The organism is Sphingomonas caeni, assembly GCF_026013415.1.
GTDB classification, from domain to species: Bacteria; Pseudomonadota; Alphaproteobacteria; order Sphingomonadales; family Sphingomonadaceae; genus Sphingomonas; species Sphingomonas caeni.
This window is the reverse complement of sequence record NZ_JAPDOK010000002.1, coordinates 251497-267305: the sequence shown is the minus strand read 5'-3', so window position 1 is coordinate 267305 and position 15809 is coordinate 251497. Positions and strand designations below refer to the sequence as shown.

The 15809-nt window shown below is 69.0% G+C and carries 18 protein-coding genes; 8 read left to right on the top strand and 10 right to left on the bottom strand.

What is annotated here, in order from left to right:
* Nucleotides 1-87: 87 nt before the first annotated feature.
* From OF829_RS05930 to OF829_RS05920, 3 genes are read right to left on the bottom strand one after another with little or no spacing between them, the layout of a single operon-like run.
* On the bottom strand, nt 88-1452 hold the full coding sequence (locus tag OF829_RS05930; RefSeq protein ID WP_264939066.1) for a Gfo/Idh/MocA family protein: 1365 nt from the start codon (nt 1450-1452) through the stop codon (nt 88-90).
* A gap of 17 nt (nt 1453-1469) precedes the next feature.
* On the bottom strand, nt 1470-2624 hold the full coding sequence (locus tag OF829_RS05925) for a Gfo/Idh/MocA family protein (protein WP_264939065.1): 1155 nt from the start codon (nt 2622-2624) through the stop codon (nt 1470-1472).
* 11 nt (nt 2625-2635) lie between these two features.
* Nucleotides 2636-3082: a cupin domain-containing protein gene (locus OF829_RS05920; protein ID WP_264939064.1), complete on the bottom strand. Its 447-nt coding sequence runs from the start codon at nt 3080-3082 to the stop codon at nt 2636-2638.
* A gap of 92 nt (nt 3083-3174) precedes the next feature.
* Here OF829_RS05920 and OF829_RS05915 point away from each other — a divergent pair, with 92 nt between their 5' ends.
* Entirely contained in the window at nt 3175-3969 is a 795-nt protein-coding gene (locus OF829_RS05915; RefSeq protein ID WP_264939063.1) for a DUF72 domain-containing protein, read from the top strand.
* On the opposite strand, the gene OF829_RS05910 is transcribed toward OF829_RS05915, so the two are convergent.
* From OF829_RS05910 to hemC, 6 genes are read right to left on the bottom strand one after another with little or no spacing between them, the layout of a single operon-like run.
* Nucleotides 3953-4294, bottom strand: coding sequence for a hypothetical protein (locus OF829_RS05910; protein ID WP_264939062.1), 342 nt, complete (start codon nt 4292-4294; stop codon nt 3953-3955). The genes OF829_RS05915 and OF829_RS05910 overlap by 17 nt on opposite strands.
* Nucleotides 4291-4800, bottom strand: a complete 510-nt coding sequence (locus tag OF829_RS05905; protein WP_264939061.1) for a GNAT family N-acetyltransferase — start codon at nt 4798-4800, stop codon at nt 4291-4293. Before OF829_RS05905 ends, OF829_RS05910 begins: the two co-directional genes overlap by 4 nt.
* Before the next feature lie 13 nt (nt 4801-4813).
* Nucleotides 4814-5998 carry an acyl-CoA dehydrogenase gene (locus OF829_RS05900; protein WP_264939060.1) on the bottom strand — a complete coding sequence of 395 codons (1185 nt, stop codon included), beginning with the start codon at nt 5996-5998 and terminating at the stop codon, nt 4814-4816.
* A 12-nt stretch (nt 5999-6010) separates the two neighbouring features.
* Entirely contained in the window at nt 6011-6844 is an 834-nt protein-coding gene (locus OF829_RS05895; protein ID WP_264939059.1) for a hypothetical protein, read from the bottom strand.
* Nucleotides 6845-6875: 31 nt separating this feature from the next.
* Complete coding sequence (locus OF829_RS05890) at nt 6876-7550, bottom strand: uroporphyrinogen-III synthase (RefSeq protein WP_264939058.1); 675 nt, start codon at nt 7548-7550, stop codon at nt 6876-6878.
* Nucleotides 7543-8454 carry a hydroxymethylbilane synthase gene (hemC, locus tag OF829_RS05885; protein WP_264939057.1) on the bottom strand — a complete coding sequence of 304 codons (912 nt, stop codon included), beginning with the start codon at nt 8452-8454 and terminating at the stop codon, nt 7543-7545. The genes OF829_RS05890 and hemC overlap by 8 nt, the downstream gene beginning before the upstream one ends.
* Nucleotides 8455-8492: 38 nt before the next feature.
* Between hemC and tsaD the strand changes: the two genes are divergently transcribed.
* Genes tsaD through OF829_RS05865 form a run of 4 tightly spaced genes read left to right on the top strand, consistent with a single transcriptional unit; the run spans nt 8493 to nt 11894 of the window.
* Nucleotides 8493-9518, top strand: a complete 1026-nt coding sequence (gene tsaD / locus OF829_RS05880; RefSeq protein ID WP_264939056.1) for a tRNA (adenosine(37)-N6)-threonylcarbamoyltransferase complex transferase subunit TsaD — start codon at nt 8493-8495, stop codon at nt 9516-9518.
* Nucleotides 9515-10492: an NAD(P)H-dependent glycerol-3-phosphate dehydrogenase gene (locus OF829_RS05875; RefSeq protein ID WP_264939055.1), complete on the top strand. Its 978-nt coding sequence runs from the start codon at nt 9515-9517 to the stop codon at nt 10490-10492. The genes tsaD and OF829_RS05875 overlap by 4 nt, the downstream gene beginning before the upstream one ends.
* On the top strand, nt 10489-11019 hold the full coding sequence (locus OF829_RS05870) for a DUF1697 domain-containing protein (RefSeq protein ID WP_264939054.1): 531 nt from the start codon (nt 10489-10491) through the stop codon (nt 11017-11019). The genes OF829_RS05875 and OF829_RS05870 overlap by 4 nt, the downstream gene beginning before the upstream one ends.
* A 23-nt stretch (nt 11020-11042) precedes the next feature.
* Entirely contained in the window at nt 11043-11894 is an 852-nt protein-coding gene (locus OF829_RS05865) for an alpha/beta hydrolase (RefSeq protein WP_264939053.1), read from the top strand.
* Here OF829_RS05865 and OF829_RS05860 read toward each other — a convergent pair.
* Nucleotides 11891-12058, bottom strand: coding sequence for a DUF1674 domain-containing protein (locus tag OF829_RS05860; RefSeq protein ID WP_264939052.1), 168 nt, complete (start codon nt 12056-12058; stop codon nt 11891-11893). The genes OF829_RS05865 and OF829_RS05860 overlap by 4 nt on opposite strands.
* 32 nt (nt 12059-12090) lie before the next feature.
* On the opposite strand from OF829_RS05860, the gene OF829_RS05855 reads away from it, so the two are divergent.
* Genes OF829_RS05855 through OF829_RS05845 form a run of 3 tightly spaced genes read left to right on the top strand, consistent with a single transcriptional unit; the run spans nt 12091 to nt 15793 of the window.
* Nucleotides 12091-13368 carry an RsmB/NOP family class I SAM-dependent RNA methyltransferase gene (locus OF829_RS05855; RefSeq protein WP_406701415.1) on the top strand — a complete coding sequence of 426 codons (1278 nt, stop codon included), beginning with the start codon at nt 12091-12093 and terminating at the stop codon, nt 13366-13368.
* A 35-nt stretch (nt 13369-13403) separates the two neighbouring features.
* Nucleotides 13404-14063 carry a ribulose-phosphate 3-epimerase gene (rpe, locus tag OF829_RS05850; protein WP_264939050.1) on the top strand — a complete coding sequence of 220 codons (660 nt, stop codon included), beginning with the start codon at nt 13404-13406 and terminating at the stop codon, nt 14061-14063.
* Nucleotides 14060-15793: a heparinase II/III family protein gene (locus OF829_RS05845; protein WP_264939049.1), complete on the top strand. Its 1734-nt coding sequence runs from the start codon at nt 14060-14062 to the stop codon at nt 15791-15793. The genes rpe and OF829_RS05845 overlap by 4 nt, the downstream gene beginning before the upstream one ends.
* Nucleotides 15794-15809 lie beyond the last annotated feature (16 nt).

The following is a 15809-nucleotide window of genomic DNA, read 5'->3' as shown; positions in this document are numbered from 1 at the left end:
CGAGTCTAGGCACCGCCGATGAGGACATCAACGGGGTGTTTGGCGCGCCGGAGGCGGGACCGGCGCTTCGCCCGGCCTCGCCGCCGCTCAGATCGCGTATTTGTCGCGCTGCGGGCGGCTCAGCATCGCATTGGCCTCATCGTCTCCGATGAACCGCTCCGCCTTGGGATCCCATTTGAGCTTCCGCCCGGTCTTCATCGCGATCCAGTGGACGAGGCAGGTCGAGCAGCCGCGATGGCCGAGCTCGGCGGGTGCGCTGACCGGCACGCCGGTGCGGATCGCGTCGAGCCAGTTCCGGTGCTGCTCGGGCGCCTTGTAGAGGTGGATCTCGTTCGGGCCGATCACCGAATCGAGGACCCTGGGGTCGCTCGCCTGGAGCGGGACGACCTGCGGGCCCGCGGGATCGCTCGGCGTCACCGGGCCGCTGCGGGTCACGAAGATCCACGCGCCCTTCTCGCCGATGAACTTGATCCCGTTGGGCAGCGCGCCCGAGATCGTCATGGTGACGCCATTGGCGTAGCGCGCATGGCTCTCGAACGGGCCATGGACGTTCCACAGGCCGCTCTTGGGGAATTCGGCGGTGCCCCACACCTCGACCGGGCCGGTATATTCGGTGTCCATCCCCCAATGCGCGGTATCGACATGGTGCGCGCCCCAGCCGGTGATCATCCCGGCACCGAACTGTTCGATGCGCAGCCAGCCGGGGCGGTTCTCGAAGCTGTCCTGTGGGTGGACGCCGATCTCGGTATAGGGAATCTCGGGCGTGGTCCCGAGCCATGCGTCGTAATCGAGGTTGCGCGGGATCGGCATCGCCGCCGCCGCGGGGCCCGAGGGATCGCCGGGCAGGCCGACCTCGAGATGCTTGAGCTTGCCGATGCGCCCGTTGCGTACCAGCTCGCAGGCGCGGTGGAATTGCGGCCAGGGCTCTTGCCCGCGCTGCTGCGAGCCGATCTGGAGGATACGGCCCGACGCCTTGACGGCATCGGCCATCTTGCGCCCCTCCGCAATGGTCAGCGAGGCAGGCTTTTGGAGATAGACATGCTTGCCCGCGCGTACCGCGCGGATCGCGATCGGCGCGTGCTGGTGGTCGGGGGTCGAGACGATCACCGCGTCGATATCGCTGGCGGCGAGCACCTCGAGATAGTCGGTATAGCCGCGGGTGCCCGTGTACGGCTTCTCGCGCCCTTCGGAGTAGCGGCTGTCGACGAGCTGCATCGCGGCGCCCAGCCGCTTGGTATCGAGATCGCACACCGCGACGATCTGGGCGTCGGCGTGCTTGTGGATCTCCTTCATGTCGTGGATGCGGCTGATCCGGCCGGTGCCGATCGCGGCGATGGTGGTGCGGTTCGAGGGCGCATTCTGCCCGAATACGCTGGCGGGGACGATCGCGGGGAAGGCGGCGGCGGTGGTGGCGCCCGCCTTGATCAGGCCGCGGCGTGAAATGTCGGTCATGAGGGTCCCTCTTTCCTTCAGGCCAAAACCGGCCGCGTGGCTTGTCTCTGGGCCTTGAGCACCAGCTCGGCGGCGAGCAGCGCCTGCTCCTGATCCTGTGCGATGTTGCTGCGTTCGACCACGTCGGTGATGAATTGCGGGCCGAAGGGCAGGTGGACCTGGCTGCAGTCCATGTAGCGGACGCCCTTCTTGTCGGCGATCAGCAGGTGGTTGCCCCCCGGGCGCCCGGCGATATCGACATATTTGCGCAGCTCGATGTACCCTTCGGTCCCGAGCAGGAAGAGCCGCCCGTCGCCCCAGGTCGGCAAGCCGTCCGGCGTGTACCAGTCGACCCGGACATAGCCGGTGCCGCCATTGCCGGCGCAGACCATGTCGCCGAAATCCTCGAAATTGGGCTTGTCCTTCCACGCGATATTGCCGGTCTGCGAAGCGACGACCTGCGCGCGGGTGGACTTGGTGTAATAGAGGAACTGCTCGGCCTGGTGGCTGCCGATATCGGTCAGGATGCCGCCATAGCGCGCCTTCTCCCAGAACCAATCGGGCCGGCTCGGCGCATTGACGCGGTGCGGGGCGAGGTTGACCGTCTGGACGACCTTCCCGATCGCGCCCTGCTCGACCAGATAGCCCGCCTGGATCGCCGAGCGCACCTCGAGCCGCTCGGAATACATGATCGCGAACTTGCGGCCGGTCTCCTTCACGGCGCGGCGGACATCCGCCAGCTGCCTGAGCGTGGTGATGGCGGGCTTGTCGCCCAGATAGTCCTTGCCCGCGCGCATCGCCCTGATGCCGAGCGGCGCGCGGAGGTCGGGGATCGGCGCGCCCGCGATCAATGCGATCGACTTGTCGTCCATGATCTCGGCTTCGCTGCGCGCCAGCTTCACGCCGCCATAGCGCTTCTGGAAGGTCGCGATTTGCGCAGGATCCTGGGCGAAGAAGGCGACGAGCTTGCCCCCGCCGCGGATCATTGCGTCGGTCATGCCATAGATATGCGCGTGATCGAGCCCGATCACCGCGAAGTTGCAGCTGTGCTTCGCCATGGGCTCGGGACCGGTGGGGGCCATTTCGGCGCTGGGTGCATTCCCCTGCGTCACCGATTGCGCGAAGGCGGCGGCGGGCACGGTCGCGGCGAGGCTCGCCAGCGTCAGCATCGTGCGGCGGTCGACCGAATCCATGGGAAAGCTCCTCAATTCGCCGGGGTGGCGGGCGTTTTCCAGTTGATGACGTCATAGGTCGCGGGCGTGGCCCCGACATTCCTGAGCGCATGTTCGGAATTGGACGCGTTGAAGATGATCGAGCCGGGCCCCAGCCGCTTCCACACGCCCCCGCTCAGCGCCTCGACCGTACCGGTGCGGACGATCACGATTTCCTCATTGGGATGATGGTGCGGCGGATGGCTGGCGATGCCGGGATTGAGCGTGGTCACATGGATCTCCAGCTCGGAAAGCGTCGCGGTGGGCTGGCGGATCACGCTGCGCAGCTGACCGACATCGGTGTTCTTCACCTCGAGCTTTTCCCAGTCCCACACCGCGGGTCCGAGGATGTCCGGCGTCCCTTGCGCCAGCGCGGCGGCGGACCAGGCGGCGCCCGCGGCGATGGTGGCGACGGCGATGTCCCTGCGGGTGATACGCATCTCACTCTCCCGATTCGCGGACGATTTTGCTCATTTGTCCGAGTTAAAGACACGCTATCGCGTCCCCGGCTTGCTGTCTAGAAGCTAGCCCGATGAGCGCACCCATACGAGTCGGGATTGGCGGCTGGACCTTCGAGCCGTGGCGGGGGACCTTCTATCCGGAGGGCCTCAGCCAGAAAAAGGAGCTTGAGTTCGCATCGCGCGCGCTGACCGCGATCGAGATCAACGGCACCTATTATTCGGGCTTCAAGCCCGCGACCTTCGCGGGCTGGCGCGATACTGCGCCCGAGGGATTCGTCTATGCGGTAAAGGCCTCGCGCTTCTGCACCAATCGCAAGGTGCTGGCCGAGGGCGGCGAATCGATCGCCAAATTCGTGAATCAGGGCATTGTCGAACTGGGCGACAAGCTCGGGCCCATCCTGTGGCAGTTCATGGCGACCAAGAAGTTCGACCCCGAGGATTTCGGCGCGTTCCTCAAGCTGCTCCCCGAGAGCCATGAAGGCGTGAAGCTCCGCCACGCGATCCAGGTCCGCCACGAGAGCTTCCGCGTGCCGGAATTCATCACGATGTGCCGAAAGGCCGGTGCCGCGATCGTCTTCGCCGACTCGCCCACCTATCCCGCGATCGCCGATGTGACCGGCGATTTCGTCTATGCTCGGCTGGAAAGCGGCGAGGACGAGAACCCGCTCTGCTATCCCGAAGCCGATATCGGGAAATGGGCCGGGGTGGCGAAGGAATGGGCACGCGGCGGACGGCCCGATGGCCTGCCCTATGTCACCGAAGACGCGCCCGCGAAGCGGGACCGCGAGACCTTCGTCTTCTTCATCCATGGCGGCAAGGTCCGCGCGCCTGCGGCGGCACAGGAATTGATCAGGCGGCTGGCGTGACGCCGATCGCGACCTGCCTGAATCCCAGCGCCTTCGCCATCTCGGCAAGCGCCAGGCGCTCGCCGGGGCCGAGACTGCGTCCAGCCACGGGGTGAATCACCGCGCTCGGTACGACGAACCAGCGCCGGCTCCCTTCAAGATCGATGATGACCGCGCGCAACAGCTCAGCCAGTGCCGCCGCATCCGCGACAAGCATCGTATCGGAGGAAAAGGGCGTGCCGGCCTCGCGGTCGATAGCCTGATGCGTCTCCAAATTAGTGACGCGCACCCGGTTTTCGAACATGCGGATCTCCATCCGCGGCGCGAAGCGGGCGCGCAGGCTCACCGCCTGATCTCGTAAATCACATGCCGTACCGTCCGCCCCGCCATCTCGCGCTCGTCTACGCCGTCGCGCAGCACCCCGCCGATCTTCTCCATCGCCCTGCGTGAGCGGATATTGTTCTCGCCGACCATGAAGGTCGCGGTTTCGGCGAAGCGGTGGATGTGATCCAGCATCAGCCGCTTGATCTCGCGGTTGTACGTCCCGCCCCAATAGGCACGCGCGATGAAGGTCCAGCCGATCTCGATCTCGCTCTTGTCGGGCAGCCAGCCATCGTAGCGGCTCGCCCCGATGATCGTGCCCGTCGCCTTGTCGCGGATCGTCACGCCGCCGCCTGACGCCAAGGCATCGGCGAAGTAGCGGCGGAACACCGGCTCCTGCCAGCGGTCATGCGCCGGATGGACTTCCCAGATCAGCGGATCGCTCGCGACCGCGAACAGCCCGTCCCAATCCTCGGGAAGGGTCGGGCGAATCTCGACCAGATCGCCGATCAGCACGGGTTGGCGATCCATCAGGAGGTGGCGATCAGAATGCCGCGATTCCCGTGATCGCCCGGCCGAGGATCAGCGCATGCACATCGTGCGTGCCCTCATAGGTGTTGACCGTTTCGAGGTTCACCGCGTGGCGCAGCACATGATATTCGGCCGAAATGCCGTTGCCGCCATGCATGTCGCGCGCGACGCGGGCGATATCGAGCGCCTTGCCGCAGTTGTTGCGCTTGATGATGCTGATCGTCTCGGGCGCGAGCGTGCCCGCGTCGAACATCCGCCCCGCCTGCAGCGCAGCCTGGAGGCCCAGCCCGATCTCGGTCTGCATGTTGGCGAGCTTGAGCTGCACCAGCTGGTTGGCGGCGAGCGGCTTGCCGAATTGCGCGCGGTCGAGCGTATATTGCCGCGCCGCGTGCATGCAGGCCTCCGCCGCGCCCATGCTCCCCCAGGCGATGCCGTAGCGCGCGCGGTTGAGGCAGCCGAAGGGGCCCTTGAGCCCCTGAACCTCGGGCAGCAGCGCGTCCTCGCCCACCTCGACCCCGTCCATCACGATCTCGCCGGTGATCGAGGCGCGCAGGCTCAATTTGCCTTCGATCTTGGGGGTCGAAAGCCCCGCCATGCCGCGTTCGAGCACGAAGCCCTTGATCCCGCCGCCATGCGCATCGCTCTTTGCCCACACGACCATGACGTCGGCGATCGGCGAATTGGTGATCCACATCTTGGTGCCGGTGAGGCGATAACCGCCGTCGATCTTCTCCGCGCGGGTGCGCATCGAACCCGGGTCCGATCCTGCATCGGGCTCGGTCAGCCCGAAACAGCCGACCCACTCGCCGGTCGCGAGCCTGGGCAGATATTTCCGCCGCTGCTCCTCGGTCCCGTACGCATGGATCGGGTGCATCACCAGGCTGGACTGCACCGACATGGCCGAGCGATAGCCCGAATCGACCCGCTCCACCTCGCGCGCGACCAGCCCGTACGAGACATAGCCGAGGCCCGCCCCGCCATAGGTTTCGGGAATCGTCGCGCCGAGCAGCCCCAGCGCGCCCATCTCGCTCATGATCTCGCGGTCGAAGCGCTCCTCGAGGAAGGCGCTCGTCACGCGCGGCTGCAATTCGCCTTGCGCATAATCGCGCGCGGCATCGCGCACCATGCGCTCTTCGTCGGTCAGCTGCGCATCGAGCGCGAACGGATCCTGCCAGTCGAACCGGCCCATCTCTGCCATTATCGGCCCCTCTTAACGTGTGGCGGTCGGCGCCGGCACCGGCGAGGTCTCCATCGCCGCCAGCTCGATCTCGCGCAGTGCATTGCGGGCGGCGATGTAACGCTTCGCAGCACTTGTCCAGCTTTGCGCATCGGCGGCCCCGGGCATGCGCGCAACTTCGGCGAGCGCCGCCTCGACATTGCCCTCGTCGATCGCGCGCCGGGCGCGGCGCAGCCGATCGGCGGCGCGCGGGCTGGCCGCCCCATCCTGGCGCAGCACGACCAGGTCGCCCAGCAGCCGCCGCATACGGGCCCACATCCCCTCATTCGCCGCGCTGGTCAGCCGGGGGCTAAGCGTATCGAGGGCGAGGCGCAGATCCTCGAGCGTCACCGGCTGTCCGGCGGCGGCGATCAGCGTGCTCACCGCCTCGCCATGGGTTTCGCCGAAACGCGCGCGCAACTGACCCTCGAGCGGCCCCAGCGGCAGCCCGCGCTCGATCGCGCGCCGCGCGGCAAAGGCGATCATCAGCCGCTCGGCCTGGGTCGCGAAACTCGACGCGGCGCGGGCGCTGCCGTCGATATCCCTGAGGCGGCTGTCGAGCGCGTCGAGCCGGCTCGCCAGCATCGCCTCGCGCGCGGCAAGGGTTGAAAGATCGGTGCCTGGCGGCAAAGCGGCGGGCTGGGGTGTGGGTTGGGGCTGGGCCGTCTGCACCGCGGGGGGCGGCGGGGCGGTCTTGCCGCTCCATTGCAGCACCGCCCAGGTCCCGGCGATCCCGCCGCCAAAGGCGACCGCGCCGATCAGCAAATTGGTCGCCAGCGGGGATAGCCCGCGGGCCGGCTCCAGCGCGAGTGGCTCGTCGGGGCTCATGCCGCCCTTATCCGGCCTGCTGGGCGGGCGGTCAATCGGCGAGCGCGACCGCGGCGTCGATCAGCGCGGCGCCGCGCGGGAGCGCGGCGATCGTCACCGCGCGCCAGCCTTCGCCCGCACCCTCCACGGCCGCCTGTGAAATCGCTGCGATGGCAATCGATGCACGGTCGAGCCCCGCCGCATCGACCAGTCCGCTCAGCCGGGCGCCCGCACGGGGCGAATGCACCATCGCCACCGAATCCTTGAGTTGCGCAGCCTCTTCGGGGGAGATCGGCACGGGATCGCTTGCATAGACGTCGATCGAGGCGGCGACCGGAGGGCCGAACCGCTCGCGCTCGCGGGCGCCAAGATGGATTGCCTGCCGCACGCCCTGCGCCTCCACCGCCGCGATCAGATGCCGCGCATCGCCGGTACCGGTAAAGACGATCCGGAAGCCGGCACGCTCCGCCGCCTGCGCACTCGCATCGCCAACCGCATAGACAGGCAGCCGCAACAGCGTGTCGAGTTCGTGGCCGCCGTGGCGAATCGTATTGGCGCTGGTAACCAGCAAGGCGTCGAACATCGCCGCCGGCGGCGCGGTCCAGGCCAGGGCCTGAACCTCGAACAAGGGCAGCCGGATCGCCACGCGCCCGCGCGCCTCGACCGCGGCGGCGGTGACGCGGTTGCCGGGCTCGGGCCGCAGCACCGCGATCGACCGCCTAGCCATCGAACAATTGCCTCACCTCGGGCGGGGCGCGTTCGAGCAGGTCGCGCGCCACCGCGCGGGGCAGTTCGACATCGCCCGGCGCGCCCGCTTCCTGTGCGTGCACCGACTGTGCGCCGTCCTCGGACAGCAACTCCGCGCGCAGGGTCAGGATCGCGCCCTCGATCGTGGCGAGCGCCCCGACCGGCGAATGGCAATCCGCTTTCAGCGCGGCGAGGAGTGCGCGCTCGGCGGTCACGCAGGCATGGGTCTCGCCATGATCGATCGCGGCGAGCCAGCGCCGCGCGTCATGGTCGCCCGCGCGCGCTTCGATCCCCACCGCGCCCTGTGCCGGAGCGGGCAGCATCGTGTCCGCGGGGATTGCCGTACCCATGTCGCGTCCCAGCCGCTCGAGTCCCGCGGCGGCAAGCAGCGTCGCATCGGCCTCGCCCGCCGCCACCTTGCCCAGCCGCGTGTCGACATTCCCGCGGAACATCACGATGTTCAGATCGGGCCGGAGCTTTCGAAGTTGCGCCGCGCGGCGCGGCGAGCTGGTCCCCACCACCGCGCCCTGCTTCAGTGCCGCAACCGAATCGGCCCCGATCAGCCTGTCGCGCACATCGGCGCGCGGCAGCATTGCGGCGATGGCGATGCTTGCCGGCCGGAAGGTCTCGACATCCTTCATCGAATGGACCGACGCATCGATTTCGTTCGCGAGCAGCGCCCGGTCGATCTCCTTGGTCCACAGCGCCTTGCCGCCGATCTCGGCAAGCGGGCGATCCTGCACCGCGTCGCCGGTGGTGCGGATCGTCACGATCTCGACGCGGCCGGGTTCCCAGCCATGCGCCGCGATCAGCGCGTCGCGCACCATATGGGCCTGGACGAGGGCGAGCGGCGAGCCGCGGGTACCGAGACGGAAGGGAGGCATGGCTTGTGCTAGCGAGCCATCGGCCTAGATGAAAGGCCGTGCCCCTGATCCTCGGCCTTGAATCCAGTTGTGACGAGACCGCCGCCGCGCTGGTGACGAGCGAGCGCGAGGTGCGCGCCCAGCGGATCGCGCGGCAGGAGGAGGCGCACCGGCCCTATGGCGGGGTGGTGCCCGAGATCGCGGCGCGCGCGCATGTCGAGATGCTGGGCCCCTTGGTCGAAGGCGTATTGGCGGATGCGGGGATCGCGCTCGGCCAGGTCGATGCCGTCGCCGCCACCGCGGGTCCCGGCCTGATCGGTGGGGTGATGGTCGGCCTCGTTACCGGCAAGGCGCTCGCGCTCGCCGCGAACAAGCCGCTGATCGCGGTCAATCATCTCGAAGGCCATGCGCTGTCGCCGCGTCTCACCGATCCCGATCTCGATTTCCCCTATCTCCTCCTCCTCGTCTCGGGCGGTCATTGCCAGCTGCTGCTGGTGAAGGGCGTCGGCGATTACCGCCGCCTCGCCACCACCATCGACGATGCCGCGGGCGAGGCATTCGACAAGACCGCCAAGTTGCTCGGGCTCGGCTTTCCCGGCGGCCCCGCGGTCGAGCAAGCGGCGGCGAAAGGCGACGCCAAGGCGGTCAGCCTCCCCCGGCCATTGCTGGGCAGTCCGGAGCCCCATTTCAGCTTCGCTGGGTTGAAGAGCGCCGTCGCCCGCGCCGCAAGGGATCATCGCCCCGAGGATCTCGCGGCCTCCTTCCAGCAGGCGGTGGTCGATTGCCTGATCGACCGCACGCACAGGGCGATCCATGCCGTCGAGGCGAGCGCCTTGGTCGTCGCGGGCGGAGTCGCCGCGAACCAGGCGGTCCGCGGCGCGCTCGAGGCGCTTGCCGCCGAGCATAGCATGCGCTTCGTCGCGCCGCCGCTCTGGCTGTGCACCGACAATGCCGCGATGATCGCCTGGGCCGGCGCCGAGCGCTTTGCCGCCGGGCTCACCGATCCGCTCGACGTCCCCGCGCGCCCGCGCTGGCCGCTCGATCCGGATGCGGAGAAGGTGCGGGGGGCAGGAGTGAAGGCATGAGACTGGGAGTCATTGGCGGCGGCGCGTGGGGGACCGCATTGGCGCAGGTCGCGGCGCGGGGCGGCGAGCCCGTGCTGCTCTGGGCGCGCGAGAGCGAGGTGGTCGAAAGCATCAACGCCGGGCACCAGAACGCACAGTTCCTGCCCGGCATCCCGCTCGCCGACTCGATCCGCGCCACCGGCGACCTGGCCGAGCTTGCGGCGATGGAGGCCCTGCTGGTCGTCGCCCCCGCCCAGCATGTCCGCGCGGTCCTGTCGGGCATGACCATCGGCGCCACCCCGCTGATCCTCTGCGCCAAGGGGATCGAGGCGACGTCGAAGCTTCTGGTCGGCGAGGTAGCGCGCGCGGTTCAGCCCGACGCTCCCATCGCCGTCCTCTCGGGCCCCACCTTCGCGCATGAGGTGGCAAAGGGCCTCCCCACCGCCGTCACGCTGGCCTGCGAGGACGAGGGCCTGCGCGCGGCGCTGGCCGCGCGGATGAGCGGCCCGGCCTTCCGCACCTATGGCTCGACGGACGTGGTCGGCGCGGAGATCGGCGGGGCGGTCAAGAATGTCCTCGCCATCGCCTGCGGCGTGGTCGAGGGCGCGGGGCTCGGCCTCAACGCCCGCGCCGCCCTCATCGCGCGTGGTTTTGCCGAGATGACGCGCTTCGGCCTCGCGCGCGGCGCGCAGGCGGAGACGCTCACCGGGCTTTCGGGGCTGGGCGATCTCGTCCTCACCTGCTCCTCGACCAATTCGCGCAACTTCTCGCTCGGCGTCGGGCTCGGCCAGGGCAAGAGCGCCAGGGAGCTGATGGCCGATCGCAAGACCGTGGCCGAAGGCGCCTTCACCGCCCCCGTGCTCCAGCAGGCGGCGAAGGATGCGGGCGTCGACATGCCGGTGTGCGACGCGGTCTGCGCCTTGCTCGACGGCAAGCCGGTGGGTGCGGTGGTCGAAGCGCTGCTCAGCCGGCCCTTGCGGGAGGAAGGCCGATGAAATGGGCTGCGATGCTGCGCGGGATCAATCTCGGCAAGCGCACTTTGGTCAAAGCCGACCTGCTCGCCGCCGCCGAGGCCGCGGGCTTCACCGAGGCGCGCACCCTGCTCGCCTCGGGCAATCTCGTCTTCGAAGCGGGGGACCGCGCCGCCGCCGCGATCGAGCGCGATCTCCACGAGGCCGTGGCCAGCGCGACCGGCATCAAGTCCGACGTGTTCGTCCGCAACCACGCCCAGCTCGTGCGCGTGATCGCCGCCAATCCCTTCCCCGACGCCGCGCGCGACCGGCCAAGCCGGTTGATCGTCACCTTCTACCGCGAACCCGTGCCCCATGGCGCCGCGGAAAAGATCGCCGCCGCGCATGACGGCCCCGAACGCCTCGCGGCCGCCGGGCACGAACTCTATATCGATTTCCCCCTCGGCCAGGCGGAGTCGACGCTCGACCGCACCATGGCGAAGCTCAAGCTCCTGCCCAGCGGCACGGGCCGCAATTGGAATACCGTGCAAAAGCTGGCAGACATGCTCTGACAACCTTGTCGGAGGGGATTGCCATGAAACTCTGGATCGCCGCGCTCCTGCTCGCGTTCGCCGCACCCGGCGGCCCGCAGCGCATCCCGCTCTGGTCGAATGGCGCCCCCGGTTCCGAGGCGCATCGCGGCGAGAAGGAAGTCGCGCAGGATTATTGGGTCAACAATATCCACGACCCCTCGGTCACCGTCTTCCGTCCCGAGCATCCCAACGGCACCGCGGTGGTTATCGCGCCGGGCGGCGGGCACCGGCTGCTGGTGATCAATGCCGAGGGCAACGACACCGCGAAATATTTCAATTCGCTGGGCGTCACCGCCTTCGTGCTCCGCTATCGCCTCGCCCGGCAGGACGGCTCGACCTACACGATCGAAGGGACCGCCCGCGGCGACACGCTCCGCGCGATGCGCCTCGTCCGTGCGCGGGCGAAGGAATTCGGCATCGACCCCGACAAGATCGGGCTGATGGGCTTTTCGGCGGGCGGCGAACTGGTCTCGATGGTCGCCGACGGCGATCCGGCGCTGCTCGCGGGCAATCCCGCCGCCGCCGACCCGATCGAACGCGTCAGCGCTCGACCCGATTTCCAGATCCTAGTCTATCCGGGACCGCTCGGCATCCCCGCCATGGTCCCCAAGACCGCGCCCCAGGCCTTTCTGGTTGCGGCGAGCGACGATGAATGCTGTTCGGCGCCGGTGCTCGATCTCGTCTCCAGGCTGCGGCTGGCGGGCATCCCCAACGAGGTCCATCTCTTCGCGCGCGGCGGGCATGCCTTCAACATGGGCGTGGGGCGCACCGAACGGCCGGGGCTCAAATACTGGCCCAACCGGTTGACCGACTGGCTCGAGGATTCGGGGCTGATCGGCAAGCAGCCGCATTAGAAATCGACCGCGATGCCCTTCAACGTCCAGTCGCCATAGCGCGTGGGATCGAGCCCGAGCGGGTCCTCGCCGGCGCCTTCCACAGGCTTGGGGTCGGGCTCCGGTACCGGCGGGCTCTTCGAAAGATGCGCGGGCGGCTTCACATGTGGCGGGCGCTGGCCCATGGGCGTTGCCTTGTTGAACAGGTGAGCCGCAGATCGTGCGTCCGAACAATCAGGTCAAGGCCGATCCTCCCGGCGTCCCCGCGCGCCGCGCTGCGCTGCGGCTGCTCGACGCGGTGCTCCGCCGCGGCCAGGCGCTCGAATCGGCATTGGAAAGCGCAGGCGCTGGCCTTGCCCCGAACGACCGCGGCCTCGCCCATGCCATTGCCGCCGAGGCGCTGCGCCGTCTCCCCGATCTCGACGCGCTGATCGACAGCGCCACCCGCCAGCGTCTCCCCGATGACGCCAAGGCGCGGTTCGCGCTGCGCATCGCGCTGGTCCAGGCGCTCGGCCTCGGCACCCCGCCGCACGCCGCGATCTCGACCGTGCTTCCGCTCGTCGATGGCGGCCCGCGCAAGCTCGTCCACGGCGTGTTCGGCACGCTGATGCGCGCGAACAAGGGGCTGCCCGACCAGCCCACCCTCCCCGATCCGGTCGCGATCCGATGGCACGCCGCCTGGGGCGACGATTTCATCGCCGATGCCGAGCGCGCCGTCGCCTCGCCGCCTCCGATCGACCTGACGCTGCGCGATCCCGCCGCCGCTCCCGATCTCGAAGGCATCAGCCTCCTCCCCGGCCATCTCCGCCTCGACGCGCGCGCGCCGATCACCGGGCTCGAAGGCTTTGCCGAGGGCGGCTGGTGGGTCCAGGATCTCGCCGCCTCGCTCCCGGCACGGCTTCTGGGACCCGGCAGGGGCAGCGCGTTCGATCTCTGCGCGGCGCCCGGAGGCAAGACGCTCCAGCTTGCCGCCGCGGGCTGGGAGGTCACCGCCGTGGACATCTCCGAAAGTCGTCTCGCGCGACTAAACGAGAATCTCGACCGCACCGGCCTCAAGGCCAAGGCGATCGCCGCCGACCTGCTCCAGTGGCAGCCCGGCGAACAGGCTGACGCCATCCTGCTCGACGCACCATGCAGCGCCACCGGCATCTTCCGCCGCCATCCCGACGTGCTCCACCGTGTCCGTCCCTCGCTGATCGCCGAGATGGCCGCGCTGCAGGCGAAGCTGCTGGCGCGGGCCGCGAGCTGGGTGAGACCGGGCGGCACTTTGGTCTACGCCACCTGTTCGCTCGAATCCGCCGAGGGCGAGGCGCAGCTCGCCGCTTTCCTCGCGCGCAACACCGGCTTCGTGATCGACGCGATCCGCGCGGACGAGCTTCCCGAAACCGTCACCCCCCTCCCCGACGGCACGCTGCGCACCCGGCCGGGGATGCTCGCGGATCGAGGCGGGCTCGACGGCTTCTTCATCGCGAGACTCACGCGCCTTTCACCCTAGTTGCGCCCGAGTCGCGCCATGCTAAGGCTGCCGCCATGCCCGCTGTCCGCATCGCCCCTTCGATCCTCTCAGCCGATTTCGCGAAATTGGGCGAGGAAATCCGCGCGATCGACGCGGCGGGGGCCGACTGGATCCATGTCGATGTCACGGATGGGCATTTCGTGCCCAACCTCACCATCGGCCCCGCGGTGATCAAGGCGCTGCGCCCCCATACCGCCAAGCCGTTCGACGTCCATCTGATGATCGCCCCGGTCGATCCGTTCCTCCAGGCCTTTGCCGATGCCGGGGCGGACTGCATCTCGGTGCACCCCGAAAGCGGCCCGCACCTCCATCGCACGCTCCAGACGATCAAGGCCCTGGGCAAGCGCGCCGGTGTCGTCCTCAATCCCGCCACCCCCGTGGACGCGATCGACCACGTCATGGACATGGTCGATCTGATCCTGGTGATGAGCGTCAATCCCGGCTTTGGCGGACAGAAGTTTATCGAGAGCCAGCTCCCCAAGATCACCGAACTGCGCCGCCGCATCGAGGCCTCGGGCCGCGCGATCGATCTCGAGGTCGATGGCGGGGTGGATCGCGGCAACGCAGCGCGTGTGATCGCCGCCGGCGCCGATGCGCTGGTCGCCGGCACCGCCAGCTTCGAGGGCGGCCCGAACCAGTATGCGGCCAATATCGCGGCGCTGAGGGACGGATGAGCGACTCCCTTCCCGGCTCCGGCACCGACGGAGTCGAGGAAGGCAAGCGGCTGATCCGCGTCGGGGGCGATCGCGGCCTCAGCCTCGCCGACCGCATCGCCGAGCGTTTCCAGCGCCTCACCTGGCGCACGCCGATCCACACGATGCGGCTGCGTGGCCGGCACCCCTTGAAGTTGATCGCGGTCGCCGACGACCCGTTCCTCGGCGATGTCGCGCGCGGCAAGGCGCTGCTCGACGGCAATCTGATGTTCCGCGGCGAGGCGCATTCGATCCTCACGCTCGATTTCGCCAAGCCGGCTTTCTCGAAGCCCTTTGCCGACTATGTCCACAGCTTTGCCTGGCTGCGCGACCTCTCGACCGTCGCCACCCGTGCGCACGGCGCTCCGATCGCCGAGGCGATCATGCGGCTCTGGCTGGAGGCCCATGCCGACAAGGTCTCCGATCCCGCCTGGCGCGCGGATAGTGTCGGCCGCCGCACTTTGTTCTGGACCGCGCATGCGCCGCTGCTGCTTTCGGGCAACGACCTGGTCTATAAATCGACCGTCCTCCATGCGCTCGCACGCGGCGCGCGCCATCTCGATCGTGCCGCCGACCGCGTCCAGATCGGCACCCCGCGCATTGCCGCCTGGTGCGGTGTGCTCGTCGCGGGGCTGATGATCCCGGGCGGGGATCCGCGCCGCGCCTTTGGTGAGGCGGGTCTGAAGCGTGCGCTCGATGCTTCGCTGTCCGGCGACGGCGGCACGGTCGGCCGCTCGCCCATGGGCCAGCTCGACGCGGTGATGCTGCTGACGATGCTGCGCGAAAGCTATGCCGCGCGCCGGCTCGAGGCCCCGGTCTTCGTCCAGTCGGCGCTGGGGCGGATGGTCACGGCGTTGCTCGGCGTCTGCCACGGCGACAAGGGGCTGGCGAGCTGGCAGGGCGGCATCCCCGTCCCCGGCGATGTCGTCAGCCAGGCGATCGAGGCGACAGGCATCCGCACCCGCGCGCTCAAACAGGCCCGCGAATGGGGCTATCAGCGCCTCACCGCGCAGGGCACCATCCTCATCATGGACGCCGCCCCGCCGCCGCTGGCGCGGCTGATCGAGGGTGGCTGCGCATCGACGCTCGCCTTCGAGCTGTCCGACGGCCCCCATCGCATCGTCGTCAATTGCGGCGGCGCGCGTGCGGCGAACCTGTCGCTCCCGGGTGCGCTCAGCGAAGGGCTGCGCACCACCGCGGCGCATTCGACCCTGATCGTCGGCGACAGCAATTCGACCGCGATCCATTCGGACGGCAGCTTCGGCCGCGGCGTCGGCGAGGTCGAGCTGTCGCGCCACGAAACCGACAATTCGAGCCGGATCGAGGCGAGCCACGACGGCTATGTCCGCCGCTTCGGCTTCCTCCACCGGCGCCAGCTCGCGCTCTCCGCCGACGGCCGCGATCTGCGCGGCGAGGACATGCTCCTCCCCGCCGACCGCCGCCGCAAGAAGGGCATGACCCCCTTCGCGATCCGCTTCCACCTCGCCCCCGAGATCGAGATCGCGCCGACGGCTGACGGCATGGCGGCATTTCTGCGTACCCCGGGCGGCGCGGTATGGCAGTTCCGCGCGCGGGGCGGCAGCCTTGCGATCGAGGATAGCGTCTGGATTGACGGCAAGGGCCGCCCGGTCTCCGCGGAGCAGCTCGTCGTTACCTCCGAATCGCCGCCCGGCGGCGCCAATGTCGGCTGGGCGTTCCACCGCGCCAAATAGGGCTTGCCCGTCCCGC

Coding starts and splice junctions, on each gene's coding strand:
- OF829_RS05890 (WP_264939058.1), bottom strand. CDS start 7,550: ATGGCTAGGCGGTCGATCGCGGTGCTGCGGCCCGAGCCCGGCAACCGC.
- OF829_RS05915 (WP_264939063.1), top strand. CDS start 3,175: ATGAGCGCACCCATACGAGTCGGGATTGGCGGCTGGACCTTCGAGCCG.
- OF829_RS05930 (WP_264939066.1), bottom strand. CDS start 1,452: ATGACCGACATTTCACGCCGCGGCCTGATCAAGGCGGGCGCCACCACC.
- OF829_RS05925 (WP_264939065.1), bottom strand. CDS start 2,624: ATGGATTCGGTCGACCGCCGCACGATGCTGACGCTGGCGAGCCTCGCC.
- OF829_RS05920 (WP_264939064.1), bottom strand. CDS start 3,082: ATGCGTATCACCCGCAGGGACATCGCCGTCGCCACCATCGCCGCGGGC.
- OF829_RS05895 (WP_264939059.1), bottom strand. CDS start 6,844: ATGAGCCCCGACGAGCCACTCGCGCTGGAGCCGGCCCGCGGGCTATCC.
- OF829_RS05905 (WP_264939061.1), bottom strand. CDS start 4,800: ATGGATCGCCAACCCGTGCTGATCGGCGATCTGGTCGAGATTCGCCCG.
- hemC (WP_264939057.1), bottom strand. CDS start 8,454: ATGCCTCCCTTCCGTCTCGGTACCCGCGGCTCGCCGCTCGCCCTCGTC.
- OF829_RS05870 (WP_264939054.1), top strand. CDS start 10,489: ATGAAATGGGCTGCGATGCTGCGCGGGATCAATCTCGGCAAGCGCACT.
- rpe (WP_264939050.1), top strand. CDS start 13,404: ATGCCCGCTGTCCGCATCGCCCCTTCGATCCTCTCAGCCGATTTCGCG.
- OF829_RS05865 (WP_264939053.1), top strand. CDS start 11,043: ATGAAACTCTGGATCGCCGCGCTCCTGCTCGCGTTCGCCGCACCCGGC.
- OF829_RS05845 (WP_264939049.1), top strand. CDS start 14,060: ATGAGCGACTCCCTTCCCGGCTCCGGCACCGACGGAGTCGAGGAAGGC.
- OF829_RS05900 (WP_264939060.1), bottom strand. CDS start 5,998: ATGGCAGAGATGGGCCGGTTCGACTGGCAGGATCCGTTCGCGCTCGAT.
- OF829_RS05860 (WP_264939052.1), bottom strand. CDS start 12,058: ATGGGCCAGCGCCCGCCACATGTGAAGCCGCCCGCGCATCTTTCGAAG.
- OF829_RS05875 (WP_264939055.1), top strand. CDS start 9,515: ATGAGACTGGGAGTCATTGGCGGCGGCGCGTGGGGGACCGCATTGGCG.